The sequence below is a fragment of the Variovorax multivorans genome (assembly GCF_051216835.1).
Classification (GTDB): domain Bacteria; phylum Pseudomonadota; class Gammaproteobacteria; order Burkholderiales; family Burkholderiaceae_C; genus Variovorax.
The window spans coordinates 450,813-463,892 of record NZ_JBPJZL010000001.1; the positions used below are offsets into that span (position 1 = coordinate 450,813).

Genomic DNA, 13,080 nt, shown 5'->3' on the forward strand with positions numbered 1-13,080 from the left:
GCCCCTCATGAGCAACCCCCAAGTCGAACTGCATATCAAGAACTACGGCGTGATCACGCTCGAACTCGACGCCGCCAAGGCGCCGAAGTCGGTCGAGAACTTCGTCTCGTACGTGAAGAAGGGTCACTACGACAACACGGTGTTCCACCGCGTGATCCCCGGCTTCATGGTGCAAGGCGGCGGTTTCGAGCCCGGCATGAAGCAAAAGCCCACCGACGCCGAGATCCAGAACGAAGCCAACAACGGCCTGAAGAACGACAACTACACCGTGGCAATGGCCCGCACCAGCGCGCCCCACTCGGCCACCGCCCAGTTCTTCATCAACGTGTCCGACAACGGCTTCCTGAACCACACCGCACCTTCGGCCCAGGGCTGGGGCTATGCCGTGTTCGGCAAGGTCATCAACGGCACCGACGTGGTCGACAAGATCAAGGCCGTGAAGACGGGCCGCAAGGGTTTCCATGACGACGTGCCGCTCGAAGACGTCGTGATCGAAAAGGCCGTTGTCACCGCTGAATGACGAACAGGCGCGACGCGGCATGACGACTGTGGCGAACCCGGCTTTTACCGAGCTGGTGGCGCCACCCGCGTGGCGCACCGTCGACCTGATTTCCGACCTGCACCTGCAGGCCGGCGAGCCCGCCACCTTCGAGGCCTGGCAGGGCTATCTGCAGACCACGCCGGCCGACGCGCTGATCATCCTCGGCGACCTGTTCGAGGTGTGGGTGGGCGACGATGCCGCTGCCCAGCCCGGTTTCGAGGCCCAGTGCGCCGAACTGCTGCGCCGCACTGCGCAGCGGCTGCCGGTGTTCTTCATGCACGGCAATCGTGACTTCCTCGTCGGCCCCGCGCTCGCGGCGCAATGCGGCTTCACGCTGCTCGACGACCCGACGGTACTCGTGCTGCACGGCCAGCGCTGGCTGCTGAGCCACGGCGACATCCTCTGCCTGGAAGACACCGAGTACCTCAAGTTCCGCGCGCAGGTTCGCACATCCGAGTGGCAGGCCGCGTTCCTCGCGAGGCCGCTGGAAGAACGCCGCGCGCTCGCGCGCTCCATGCGCGTGCAGAGTGAAGACCGCAAGCGCAATCCGTCTACCGTCTGGGCCGATGTCGACACCGCAGCGGCACGCGAGTGGCTGCAACAGGCGAACGCCCCCACGCTGGTGCACGGCCACACGCATCGCCCCGCAGATCACGACATGGGCAACGGCCTGCGCCGCGTCGTGCTGAGCGACTGGGATGCTGCCGCGCATCCGCCGCGCGCGCAGTTGCTGTGCCTCTCCACCGCCGGCGCGCAGCGCGTCGATCTGCGCTAGCCGCGCCGCCTCTACCAATGTTCAAGTGGCTGCGCCGCCTGCGCGCCCTGCCCCCGATTCCCGAAGCCGCCTGGCAGGCCGCGCTCAGGCGCTACACCTTCCTGGGCGCACTGCCGGACACCGACCGGCAACGCCTTCGCACGCTGACGGCCGAGTTCCTGCGCGACAAGGAATTCCATGGCGCCAAAGGCTTCACCATCACCAATGAAGTGGCGCTGGCCATCGCGGCCCAGGCTGTGCTGCCGGTGCTGCACCTCAAGGGCGGACTGAACTGGTACGACGATTTCGTCGGCATCGTCGTGCACCGCTCCGAGGTGGTGGCGCGGCGCAAGGTGGTCGATGAGGCCCAGGTGGTGCATGAGTACGGCGAAGTCGTGGCCGGCGAGGCCATGGAGCGTGGCCCCGTCATGCTGAGCTGGGACGACGTGCTGGCGAGCAGCGTCACCAGCGAGCGCGGCTACAACGTCGTGATCCACGAGTTCGCCCACAAGATCGATATGCGCAGCGGCGACGCCAACGGCTGCCCGCCGCTGCCGCCCGGCTTTGCGGGCCAGCGCAACGCGCGCGCAGCCCGCAAAGCCTGGCTCGCCGTGCTGCAGTCCGCCTACGACGACTTCCGCGAGCAGACCATCAAGGCGGAACGCTTCGGCACCGAGCCGCCGTGGCTCGACGCCTATGGCGCCACGTCGATCAGCGAATTCTTCGCGGTGGCCTGCGAGGCCTACTTCGTGAACCGCCCGAACTTCGCCCGTGACTTCCCCGGCGTGCTCGCGCTCTTCGATGAATTCTTTCTGCCCAGAAGGCCCTGACACCTGAACAGGGGGCAGTCAATTTGCAGCTGCTGCGCAGCTGCTCCCCCAAAGAAAAAGACGCCCCGCGGGGCGTCTTTTTCATCTGGCCGGAGGCCTTGGAGGCTGCCTCTTACTTTCGCAGCAATGCCTTCAGCGCATTCTGCAGACGGCGCGCGCTGGAAGCATCGTGCGCCGCGGCCAACACCTTCCCTGCATCCTGACCCCAGGTCTGGGCCGGCGCGGGATCGCCGCGCTTCGTCAGCAGCTTGAGTTGCAGTGCACGGCGCGCGTCGAGCTGTTCAGCAGGCGTCGGCACTTCGGCGGCCATTTCGAGACGCAGCAGCGCTTCGGCGGCATCGTTCGCGGCAGCCGTCGGCGCGGAGCCGATGGCTTGCGACCAGCCGCTGCGCACCGCGGGCGTGACCGCGCGGCCCAGTTCCTGGATGCTCGGCAGGCGGCTGGCATCACGCTGTTCCCATGCGCCCAGCACCTGGGTCAGGGCTTCGCCGTGCGCTTGTGCTGCGAGCTTGCGCAGCGCCATGTCGGCGCGCTCCAGCGCCTCGCGTTGCGCGCGGAAGGCCGCGTCGCCGAGGCGCGGGCCGCGATCTTCGAAGCGCGGCGGACGATCACCGAAACGGCCGGCCGGTGCACCGCGATCGCCACGCGCGTCACCACGAGGCGCCCCACGGTCGCCGCGATCACCAGGGCGACCCGGGCCGCCAGCACCGGGACGGCCAGCATCGCGGCGATCACCGAAACGGCCACCGGCGCCGCGAGCTGCGGGCGCTGCTTCGGCCTTCTTGCTGCTCGGGCGGTCGTCGCCACGCATGGCCACGACGGGCTTGGGCGCGGGCTTCGGCGCCGCGGCTGGCGCTTCGACAGCAGCGGCTTCGCCGGCGTCGTGTGCCTCGCCATCGGTGCGTGCCGAAGCATCGGCGCCGTCAACGGGAGCCACGAGATCGGTCGACGCGGCGGGCGCTGCATCGGCAGCGGTCGTGCCGAGCGAAGCTTCCGCATCGCTCGGGCTCGGCGCCTGCTCGGCGCTTTCGCCGAATTCGGCAGCAGCCTGCCCCGGGGCCACGACCTCGGTCGCGCCGACCGACGGACCGTCGCTCGCGACAGCAGCCTGCTCGACCTTCGGCGCGGGCGGCGGTGCTTCACCGCGCAGCGCGCCTTCCAGGCGGGCAATGGCGGCGCGAATTTTCTGCACGTCGCCGCCGGCATTGGCTGCGTCGAGCGCCTTGGACGCTTCGAGCACATAGCGATCGTGCTCGCTCATTGCGGCCGACGCCTTTTCGCGCTCTGCCGTCTTGCGATTGAAAGCTTCGTCGATGGGCGCGCGGAACGCGTCCCACAGTTTCTGTTCATGGCGGCGATCGAGCGGCACGCTCTGCGCCTCGGCCTGCCAGCGCTGTTGCAGCGCCTTGACGGCGTCGATGCGCAGCATCGGCTGAGCGCCGAGCTCAGCAGCCTCGGCGATCATGGCCTGGCGGCGTTCGACGCTGGCCTTCTGCGCGGTCTCGAAGGGAGCGCGGGCCGCGCCGAAGGCTTCGTTCCACAGCGGCTGCAGCTCTGCGAACACCTTTTCGCCCACGTGGCCGGCATCGCGCCAGCGGTCGGCGAACTGGTGCAGCGCGCGGTTGTGCGCCTTCAGCTCGGTGGCGCCGGCATGCTCGGCAGCCCAGGCCTTGACCTCTTCGATCAGCGCGACGCGGAGGGCGCGGTGCTCGGCCGCATCGGCGCGGACCTTTTCGAGCCAGGCCTCGACCACCTTGTGGGCTTCGTTGCAGGCTTCATCGAAGCGCTTCCAGAGCGCGTGGTTCGGCACGCCGCCCTGGTCGGCCTGTTTCCACTGGTCGCGCAGGGCGCGCAGCGTTTCCTGCATCTTGCGACCGCCAAGGGCCTGGCCTTCGGGGCGCTTGAGCAGGCCTTCGGCCTTGGCGACGAGGTCTTCGCGCACCTTGTCGGCACTCCAGCGCTGCCAGCCTTCGAGTTCGCCAGCGGCCACCAGCGCGGCATGCACGCGGGCTTCGAGCGGCGCTTCGACCAGCTTGCCGTGCTCCTTGAGCACGGCGCGCAGCGCGGCAGCCGCGCCGGCGCTGGCCTTGCCATGGCCTTCGGCAGTTTCCTGTTCGAGCTTGGCGAGCGCAGCCTGCACGGCGTCTTGCGCGGCAGCGCGCAAGGCCGGGTCGACCTTGGGTGCGGCGGGGCGAGCGGGCGCGGCGGGCTTGGGTGCCACGACCTCACCGCGCGCGGCGCGCAGTTCGTCGGCCCACACGGGCACTGGCGGCAGCGGCGCAGCAGCATCGGCGGCAGCAGCAAGGGCCTGGGCCAATGCGCTGTGGAACGCATCGGACACCACCAGCAGTTGCGACTTGGACGATTCGAGCTGCGGCGCGAACTTGGCGTCGAGGCTGGTCCAGTTGGCGTCGGTCGTGATCTCGGCTGCCTGCTGCTGCCAGTGGGCCACGTCGGCGCGCAGCGATTCTTCGGCGGCCTGGGCGTCCTGCCAGCCCTTGGTGGACAGCACTTCGAAGCGCTGCGCCAGCAGCACGGCGGCTTCGCGGTGCACCTGTGCGCGGTGCTGCAGGTCTTCGATGCCCTTGACGCGCTCGGCCAGCTTGAGCTTCAGGCCGGCCAGCGGCTCGCGCGACAACGGCGCGCCAGCCTTGGCGGCGTCGCGCTGCCAGGCCAGTGCATCGGCGATGTTGAGCTTGGACTGGCCCAGCAGGGCTTCGGCCTTTTGCGCCCATTCGACGGCAATTGCCTCCTGCCCCTTGGCGCGCTTGAGTTCGTCGAGCTTTTCGCGCAGCAGGCGCGCGGCGCCCTTGTCACGACCGCTCAGCTCCTTGAAGACCTCCTGCATCTGCTCGGCAGTGGGAGTGCCCGCGAGCCAGTCGCGGATGCGCGCGGCGCGCTCGCCGGAAGTCGGCGCGGTGAAGGCGCCGCCGGTGAGCGTGTCGAGGGCCTGAAGGTCGTGTGGCTTGGAAGAAGTAGAGGTCACTGCGCGAAATCGTTGTCTTGGTAGAGAAAGCGAAGGCGCCGGCAAAGGCCGGCGCACATCGACATTTTCACCCACTTGCGGCTGGCCATTGAATTCCGTCCAGAAACGGTGGCGTACGCGGGGTTGTGGGCGTGGAGGTTAACGGACTACATATATAGCAAGCTGTAGAAAAAAACCAAGTCCTCAGACCGGCTCCTGATCGGGTCGTCGCGCCTCACTTCATGGTCAGGCTGAGCTCGGCGCCCGGCTTCCAGTCGCTGCCGCTGGCACTTGTGCGCACCGCCCCCAGGAAGAGACGCTCGCTAGGCAGCTTCTTCGCGAGCAGGTAGTCGCGCACGGCCGCGCCACGCTCGACGGCGAGCTGGCGCATCGATTCCTCGTCGACCGGCACGCTGGCGAACAACAGCTTTTCCATGTCCGGCACCGGCAGGTCTTTCGCCAGGCCGACGAGGTTGCGCGGCTTGGTGATGTCTGCGCGCTTGTACACGGCGGTCAGCAGCTCGGGGTATTCGGCGTCGGTGACGGGTGGTACGTCGGTGCCGGTCTGGCCGCCGCGCACCGCGACGCGGCGCTTCTCGGCGTAGGTGAGCTGGCGCACGCGCTGGCGCTGGTAGGCGTCGCGCTCTTTCTCGAGGCTGGAAGTGCCGATCACCGTCATCTGCAGCGTGGCCCGGTCGGTCAGCGCCTTGGCGACCTTGTCCAGGCTTTCCTTGGCGGCGGCGCTCAACTCGGAACTGCCGGGCTCGAAGGTGATGGCGCTCGATTCGCCGCTGCCGCCGCCCAGGCCACCGGTGAGCAGGCTGAACGGCGCTGTCACGGCCTTGACGATCAGGTTGACCACGGCCTTCCAGATCAGCGGGCCGACGCTGAACTGCGGATCGTTGAGCGAGCCGCTGAGCGGCAGGTCGACGTCGATCACGCCATTGCGGTCGGCCAGCAGGGCTACGGCCAGTTTCACCGGGAGGCTGGCAGGCGCGCCCGCCACTTCGTCGCCGAACTGCAACTGGTTGAGCACCAGCTTGTTCGTGGCCGTCAGCTGGCCATCGGGGGCGACCTTGTAGTTGACGTCCATGCTCATCTTGCCGCGCTCGATGCCGTGGCCGGCGTAGCGCACCGAGTACGGCGACAGCGGGGCCAGGTCGAGGTCGCGCATCTTGGCGGTGATGTCGAGTTCGAGCGGCTTGGCCAGCGGGTTGAGCTTGCCGGTGATTTCCAGCGCCGCTGTCTGCTGCGCCTTGCCGCGCAGCTCGAGGTCGGCCAGCGCGGGCCGGCCGCTTTCGCCCTTCGGCGGGTTCGATGAGAACGAGCTGAGCTTGCCGGTCAGCTCGCTGAGGTCGGCCGAGTAGTTGGGCTTGACGAACAGGTCGGTGAAGTCGATCTTGCCGTTGACCAGGCTCATCGGGCCGAAGTTGATGACGGGCGCGGGGCCGCTGTCCGCCGCCTGCGCGGTGGTGACAGGCGCGGCCGCAGCCGGTTTGGCCGGCTCGGGTGCTCCCCCGACCATGTTTTCGGCCGACACCGGAGCGCCGCCCGAAGGCCTGGCCGGCACAGCTCGTGTCGTGGTGGTCGTGCCGCCCGGGCCCTTGCGGGTGGAGGCTTCGCCCGCCGCCGCAGCAACGGCGTTGGCTTGTGCCTCGCCCTTCTTGGTCAGGTTCAGCAGGTTGAGCCGGCCGGTGGGGTCGATGATCACGCGGGCAAAGAAGTCGGTCAGCGTGGTCTCGCGCACGTCCACATTCGGCGGCGCGTTGGGCGCCATGCTGACCTGCAGGCCGCGCAGGCTCAGCGTCTTCCAGCTCAGCAACTGGTTGGTGTTGCGGTCGAAGCCGGGCGACTGGGTGAGCGAGACGCTGTTGGCGCGGAAATCGTCGAGCGCGGTGTCGCCGGCCAGCTTGATGCTCATACCCGCAGGCGTTGTCGCATACCGTACCGTGCCGCGATAGCTCGCGAAGGCGCGGCGGATGTCGACGTTGAGCGCATCAGCGTAGTAGGCCTTGAAGGTATGGGCAGGGAACGACACCACCTCCAGCCGGCCCTCGGCCGCGAGCGGCTTGAGCACGACGTTGCCCTTGTAGTCGAAGCGCCCCGGGTCGGAGCGCCCTGAGCCGATGCGGCCGGAAACTTCGAGCGGCGACGTCGTATTGGTGTCGGGCGCGATCTTCTGGGCGTGGAGCTTGAAGGCGGTGACTTCCACGGTAACCGGGTTCGCGCTGGCCTTGTCTGCATAAGAGAGGGCGCCGTTGTCGACCGCCAGCGTGCCGATGGTCAGCGCCCAGGGCTTGGTGTTGGCGCCGGGCTGAGGCGTTTCGGCGGCCGCGGGCTTGGGTGCGGCGACCTTCGCTTCGGCTTCCTTGGCGCCGCCGCCGGCCGGCGTCTTGAGCCAGCGCTCGAACATCCAGCGCTTTTCGCTGTCACGCTCGACTCGCACTTTGGGATTGGTCGCTGTGAACGAGGCCACGTTCAATGTGTGCTTCGTCATGTCGACCTCGGCGTCGACCAGCTCGAAGCGGCCGACGCTGGCCAGCGCGGTCTTGGCCTGGGTCAGCGCAAGCCCATCGGCGGACAGGCGGCGCGCCTTGAACTTCAGGTCGGGCTGGGCCCAGGCGATGTCGATCTGCCCGCTGAGCTTGCCATCCAGCGTGGGCTCCAGGCTCTGCGCCAGGTAAGGCGCGGCCAGCGACAGCGGCAGCGCATCGACCTCGGTCTGCACGTCGGCCACCTTGTCGGTGGCATTGCCCTTGAACTTGAGCGAGGCGCCGGCAATCGCCGTGCTGCCGTTGAATTCGGCCGGCTTTTCCATCGGCCAGGTGACGCCGGTGACGTCGATGCCGAGGTCGGTCACGTCAACGGCGGCAGCGGGATTGACGGTTTCGTCGCGCCAGCCGATGCGTCCACCGTTCAGGGCCACCTTGTCGACCTGTACCTTCAGCACGGGCTTTTGCGCCGGCTTGCCGGCCGGTGCGCTCGCGGCTGCGGCGGGCGGCGACGCGACCTTCTCGGTCGCTCCGGTGGCCGGGTCGGTGGCCAGCAGATTGAGCTTTCCGCCCGCATCGCGCGCCACCGCCAGCTGCGGCTTGACCAGCGCGACTTCGCTCAGATGGAACACCGACTCCAGCGGCCGCACGTCGGCCAGCGCCAGCTTGAGCGATTCGAAGGCCAGCAGGTCGCGGCCGCGCGCATCGGCCACCTTGGTGGTGTGCGCCTCGACCGTGCCGGTGATTTTCAGGCCGGTGGTCGTGGCTTGCTCGAAGCCGATCTTCAGGTCGGCATCGAGACTGCCCGCCTGGAGCTTCACCGGCAGGCCGCCCGGGATGTAGCCGAGATACGGCACGAGGTCGAGCCCCTTGAACTGCACGTGGGCGTCGGTCTTGCGGTTGTCTGCAAAGGGGGTGGTGAAGGCGGCCGAGTCGAACTTGCTGCCGTTGAGCGCGAAGGCGAGCTTGGGCTCGGTGTTGATGTCGCGCTTGGAATCGAGGTTGCTCAGGAACGGCACCTTGAGCACGAAGTCGCGCAGCTCGTGCTTGCGCTTGACGGTCTGGTCGTCGAAGTCGACCGAGCCGCCATTTATCGCAATGTTGTAGATGGCAAAGCGCGCCGGCTTGGCGTTCGGGTCGGGCGGCGGGCCGGCCGAGAGCTTGGCAAGGATGTCGTCGATGTCGTATTTGCCGTCGGCCTGGTGCGTGAGCAGGATGGCGGGCCCGTCGATCGTGACCGCATCGATCACCGGTGCGAGCCGGAAGATCGACTGCAGTTCGGCATCGGCGTAGATGCGGCTGACGGCCACTTGCGGCTTGCTGCCGTCAGCAGTGGCAATGCGCAGGTCGTTCAGCGTGAGCTCGAGTGTCCAGGGCTTGAAATCGATCTTGCCGACTGTTACCTGCCGCCCGAGCTTCTCGCTTGCGATCTTCTGAAGCTGGCTTTTGGCAATCGGCGGCACCGCCAGCCAGGCAATGACCCAGAAGGCCAACAGAACCAGCACCGCGACGATCCCACGTCGCACCCATTTGTTTTGTTTGATCGAAGCTACGTCCATCGCCAGAGTGTGCCGCAAACACGCAGCAACGCTACATACGCAAAAAGGACGCAGGCAAACCCCGGGAAAAGTGCCAGAAACGCCGAGAAATCGGCTTCGTCGGACCTCAAACGAAGAAAGCCCGGTGGCTCGACGGAATGTCTTGTCACCGGGCTTGATGGCGGGCACAAAACCCATGCCATCGATTCGCGCGACCGGAAGTCAATGGTTCCTGCCGTGCTGGCAGCAAGAGATTGCCACCGTGGATCCTCGGACGCTGAACCCTTGACTTGCACCTCGGGCTGCCGGACCTCGGAAAAACACCTGAAAAGCTCAGGCCCGTCCAGATTAGGCGTCGCACCCTCGGATTGCAAACGCGTTTTACAAAGGGATTTCCCCTAAGCCGAAACGCCTCGAAACGGCAACTTTTTTAAACAACTATTAGCATAACGAAGCAAATCCTTATGCTTGACCGGGTATTTAGCCACGCTAGAATCCGCCCTGCTCCGACCGCCCGACGCGGCAGAGCCACCCTGAATCCGCCGCCGAACTCCCCCGGCTTGATCAGGTCGCCGCGCCCCTAACCCCCTTCACTCCATGCGCGGAGCCTGATTCGTACCAATCCAAGCGCCGCTGCCTTCATCCATCGCCTTCCGTGGCGTTGCGACTCGGGTGCCGCACAGAAAGGAAGAGCGATGAACAAGGCGTTTGATGTCACGGCCCGCGGGCTAAGGACCTTCGTGTCCGATGTGGCAGACGGCTTTTTTGAAATCACCCACAACGGGTTTGCACTGGTCGGCCTGGCCATTGTGTTCGCGGCCCTCGCCCTCGTGGCGCGGCCCGACCTGCGCAAGACCGGCGAGGAACAACTGATGGGCTGGCTGCAGTCGCGCAAGCCTGCGCCTGAAGTCACCGATCTCGAGCCCACCGCCATCGAGCGCACCACGGCCGCGAGCCCCGCCGACCTGCCCAAGCAGCAGGCCGCCGTGGCTTACTGGCTGAGCAAGAAGTACCGCGTGGCCGCCGAGCCGCTGAGCGTGCTCGTGGCCGAGGCCTATGGCATCGGCAAGCGCACGAAGATCGACCCGACCTTGATCCTCGCGATCATGGCCGTCGAGTCCAGCTTCAACCCGTTTGCCCAGAGCCAGGTCGGCGCGCAAGGCCTCATGCAGGTCATGACCCGCGTGCATGGAGACAAGTACGAGAGCGCGGGCGGCACGCTCACCGCCTTCGACCCGGTGACCAACATGCGCGTCGGCGTCAAGGTGCTGCAGGAATGCATCTCCCGCGCCGGCTCCCTCGAAGGCGGCCTGCGCTACTACGTGGGCGCAGCCAACCTCGAGGACGACGGCGGCTATGCCGCCAAGGTGATGGCCGAGCACGAACGCCTGCTGCAGGTGGCCAACGGCCGCGCGCCGTCGACGATCACGCCGCCAACCGTGCGTCCGCAGCCGATCCCTGTGGCGGCGCCGCCCAAGCCTACTGAAGAACGCACCGAGCCGGCCAAGGTGGCCTTGCTCTCCTCCGTTTCCTGAAGAGGTTTTGGGCCGGGTGTGAGCTACACTCGGCAGGTACGCGACTGGCGATAGGCGCAGCACCCGAACACGGTGCCACGCGCTGACGTGGAATACCACTGGGAAGCGTGCCGCCTGACCACAACAGGCGTTCAGCCGTTCGCCTGGGCAGCCCTTGTTTGGTTGAAGAACAAGGACCTCGTCTTCAAAGGACTGCCATGTACCAACGCAACATCCTGGTCGAACAGACCGATCCCGAAATCTGGGCTGCGATTCAAGCCGAAAACGCGCGCCAGGAACATCACATCGAGCTGATCGCCAGCGAGAACTACGCCTCGCCAGCCGTCATGGCCGCCCAAGGCTCTCAGCTCACCAACAAGTACGCCGAAGGCTACCCGGGCAAGCGCTACTACGGCGGCTGCGAGCACGTCGACGTGGCCGAGCAACTGGCCATCGACCGCGTCAAGCAGATCTTCGGCGCCGACGCCGCCAACGTGCAGCCGCATTGCGGCGCCTCGGCCAACGAGGCCGTGATGCTCGCCTTCCTGAAGCCCGGCGACACCATCATGGGCATGAGCCTGGCCGAAGGCGGCCACCTGACCCACGGCATGCCTCTCAATATGAGCGGCAAGTGGTTCAACGTCGTGAGCTACGGCCTGGACGCCAACGAAGCCATCGACTACGACGCGATGGAACGCAAGGCGCACGAGCACATGCCCAAGCTCATCATCGCGGGCGCCTCGGCGTATTCGCTGCGCATCGATTTCGAGCGCTTCGCCAAGGTGGCCAAGGACGTCGGCGCGATCTTCATGGTCGACATCGCCCACTACGCAGGCCTCGTGGCCGCGGGCGTGTACCCCAACCCGGTGCCGCATGCCGACGTGGTCACCTCCACCACCCACAAGAGCCTGCGCGGCCCGCGCGGCGGCATCATCCTGATGAAGTCGCAGCACGAAAAAGCCATCAACAGCGCCATCTTCCCGGGCCTTCAAGGCGGCCCGCTGATGCACGTGATCGCCGCCAAGGCCGTCGCGTTCAAGGAAGCCATGGCGCCCGAGTTCAAGGCTTACCAGCAACAGGTGGTCAAGAACGCCCAGATCGTGGCCGACACCCTCACCCAGCGCGGCCTGCGCATCGTGAGCGGACGCACCGAAAGCCACGTGATGCTGGTCGACCTGCGCGCCAAGGGCATCACCGGCAAGGAAGCCGAAGCCGTGCTGGGCAGCGCCCACATGACGATCAACAAGAACGCGATCCCCAACGACCCGGAAAAGCCGATGGTCACCAGCGGCGTGCGCATCGGCACCCCCGCCATGACCACCCGCGGCTTCAAGGACGAAGAGGCCCGCATCACCGCGAACCTGATCGCCGACGTGCTCGAGAACCCGCGCGACGCGGCGAACATCGACGCGGTGCGCGCCAAGGTTCACGCGCTGACGAGCCGCTTCCCTGTCTACCGCTGATTTCGAGCAAGAAGACCTGACCGCATGAAATGCCCTTTTTGCGGTCATCTTGAAACGCAGGTCGTCGAGACCCGCGTTTCGGAAGACGCCGACTTTGTCCGCAGGCGCCGCCAGTGCAGCGCCTGCGACAAGCGCTTCACCACCTACGAGCGGCCCGACGTCAATTTTCCCGTTGTCGTGAAGAAGGACGGCAGCCGCGCCGACTTCGAATCGGCCAAGGTGCGCGCCTCGATGATGCTGGCGCTGCGCAAGCGGCCGGTGAGCATCGAGCAGATCGACAATGCCCTGCTGCGCATCGAGCAGAAGCTGCTGGCCAGCGGCCTGCGCGAAATCGACTCGACCAAGGTCGGCGAACTCGTGATGCGCGAACTCAAGAAGCTCGACAAGGTCGCCTACGTGCGCTTTGCCTCGGTGTACCGCAGCTTCGAGGACGTGGACGAGTTCAGGCAGTTGCTGCGCGACATCTGAGCCTCATTGGCCGCCGGCCTCTCTAGACGGCATTTCAACGGTTCCAGCAAAGCTGCACCAGCGCACTCGACGCGTCGGTGCTGCCGCCAGCCAGCTTGACGCCCTGCTGGTTGACCTTGAGCGTTCCGCACTCGTCGTTGCTCGACGCCCCGCTTGGAACGGCTTGCAAGGTATAGGTGGTGGTATTTCTGGCGGCATAGCTGATGGAATAGTTCGCCGTACCGGACGACGGCGCCTGGCTCAGTCCGGTCGGCAGCGCGACGCTCGCCGGGGGGTAGCGTCCGTTGGCGGTCATGTAGCGCTCGGTCCACTGCGCCGCCTGCAACAGCTGCTGCTTGGCATCGGCCCGCTTGGCCCGCAGCACGTAGCGCGTGTAGCTCGGATAGGCGATGGCGGCGAGGATGGCGATCACCACCGTCACGATCATGAGTTCGATCAGCGTGAAGCCGCGCGAGCGAATCTGCTCACGGCCTTGCGCCCTGGGATGCTTGTTCTTCATGGCTTGCCTTGGTCGC

The 13,080-nt window shown here is 66.7% G+C and carries 9 protein-coding genes and 1 riboswitch; of the genes, 6 read left to right on the plus strand and 3 right to left on the minus strand.

The window, feature by feature from the left end; all coding sequences use genetic code 11:
* Positions 1 to 7: 7 nt before the first annotated feature.
* From ACSFCA_RS02140 to ACSFCA_RS02150, 3 genes are read left to right on the plus strand one after another with little or no spacing between them, the layout of a single operon-like run.
* On the plus strand, positions 8 to 520 hold the full coding sequence (locus ACSFCA_RS02140; RefSeq protein WP_093056403.1) for a peptidylprolyl isomerase: 513 nt from the start codon (positions 8 to 10) through the stop codon (positions 518 to 520).
* 19 nt (positions 521 to 539) lie between these two features.
* Positions 540 to 1,316, plus strand: a complete 777-nt coding sequence (locus ACSFCA_RS02145) for a UDP-2,3-diacylglucosamine diphosphatase (RefSeq protein WP_258354360.1) — start codon at positions 540 to 542, stop codon at positions 1,314 to 1,316.
* Between the two features lie 17 nt (positions 1,317 to 1,333).
* Entirely contained in the window at positions 1,334 to 2,125 is a 792-nt protein-coding gene (locus tag ACSFCA_RS02150; RefSeq protein ID WP_435458451.1) for a M90 family metallopeptidase, read from the plus strand.
* A 112-nt stretch (positions 2,126 to 2,237) separates the two neighbouring features.
* Here the strand turns inward: ACSFCA_RS02150 and ACSFCA_RS02155 are convergent, their stop codons facing one another.
* Together ACSFCA_RS02155 and ACSFCA_RS02160 are read right to left on the minus strand one after the other, a co-directional pair.
* Positions 2,238 to 5,111 carry a DUF349 domain-containing protein gene (locus ACSFCA_RS02155; protein ID WP_435458452.1) on the minus strand — a complete coding sequence of 958 codons (2,874 nt, stop codon included), beginning with the start codon at positions 5,109 to 5,111 and terminating at the stop codon, positions 2,238 to 2,240.
* A gap of 214 nt (positions 5,112 to 5,325) precedes the next feature.
* Positions 5,326 to 9,141: a DUF748 domain-containing protein gene (locus ACSFCA_RS02160; RefSeq protein ID WP_435458453.1), complete on the minus strand. Its 3,816-nt coding sequence runs from the start codon at positions 9,139 to 9,141 to the stop codon at positions 5,326 to 5,328.
* A 674-nt stretch (positions 9,142 to 9,815) separates the two neighbouring features.
* Here ACSFCA_RS02160 and ACSFCA_RS02165 point away from each other — a divergent pair.
* From ACSFCA_RS02165 to nrdR, 3 genes are all read left to right on the plus strand, one after another.
* A complete protein-coding gene (locus ACSFCA_RS02165) occupies positions 9,816 to 10,655 on the plus strand; it encodes a lytic transglycosylase domain-containing protein (protein ID WP_258354356.1) in 840 nt (279 codons plus the stop codon).
* Positions 10,656 to 10,685: 30 nt separating this feature from the next.
* A riboswitch (ZMP/ZTP riboswitch) is annotated at positions 10,686 to 10,811 on the plus strand.
* Between the two features lie 41 nt (positions 10,812 to 10,852).
* Complete coding sequence (gene glyA, locus ACSFCA_RS02170) at positions 10,853 to 12,097, plus strand: serine hydroxymethyltransferase (protein ID WP_093073667.1); 1,245 nt, start codon at positions 10,853 to 10,855, stop codon at positions 12,095 to 12,097.
* Positions 12,098 to 12,121: 24 nt separating this feature from the next.
* Complete coding sequence (gene nrdR, locus ACSFCA_RS02175) at positions 12,122 to 12,565, plus strand: transcriptional regulator NrdR (protein ID WP_215245097.1); 444 nt, start codon at positions 12,122 to 12,124, stop codon at positions 12,563 to 12,565.
* Positions 12,566 to 12,599: 34 nt separating this feature from the next.
* Here the strand turns inward: nrdR and ACSFCA_RS02180 are convergent, their stop codons facing one another.
* Entirely contained in the window at positions 12,600 to 13,064 is a 465-nt protein-coding gene (locus ACSFCA_RS02180; protein ID WP_435458454.1) for a type IV pilin protein, read from the minus strand.
* Positions 13,065 to 13,080: the final 16 nt, after the last annotated feature.

Bases quoted from the DNA above. Each gene is read 5' to 3' on its own strand.
- ACSFCA_RS02140 (WP_093056403.1), top strand. From the start codon at position 8: ATGAGCAACCCCCAAGTCGAACTGCATATCAAGAACTACGGCGTGATC.
- ACSFCA_RS02145 (WP_258354360.1), top strand. From the start codon at position 540: ATGACGACTGTGGCGAACCCGGCTTTTACCGAGCTGGTGGCGCCACCC.
- ACSFCA_RS02150 (WP_435458451.1), top strand. From the start codon at position 1,334: ATGTTCAAGTGGCTGCGCCGCCTGCGCGCCCTGCCCCCGATTCCCGAA.
- ACSFCA_RS02160 (WP_435458453.1), bottom strand. From the start codon at position 9,141: ATGGACGTAGCTTCGATCAAACAAAACAAATGGGTGCGACGTGGGATC.
- ACSFCA_RS02165 (WP_258354356.1), top strand. From the start codon at position 9,816: ATGAACAAGGCGTTTGATGTCACGGCCCGCGGGCTAAGGACCTTCGTG.
- glyA (WP_093073667.1), top strand. From the start codon at position 10,853: ATGTACCAACGCAACATCCTGGTCGAACAGACCGATCCCGAAATCTGG.
- nrdR (WP_215245097.1), top strand. From the start codon at position 12,122: ATGAAATGCCCTTTTTGCGGTCATCTTGAAACGCAGGTCGTCGAGACC.
- ACSFCA_RS02180 (WP_435458454.1), bottom strand. From the start codon at position 13,064: ATGAAGAACAAGCATCCCAGGGCGCAAGGCCGTGAGCAGATTCGCTCG.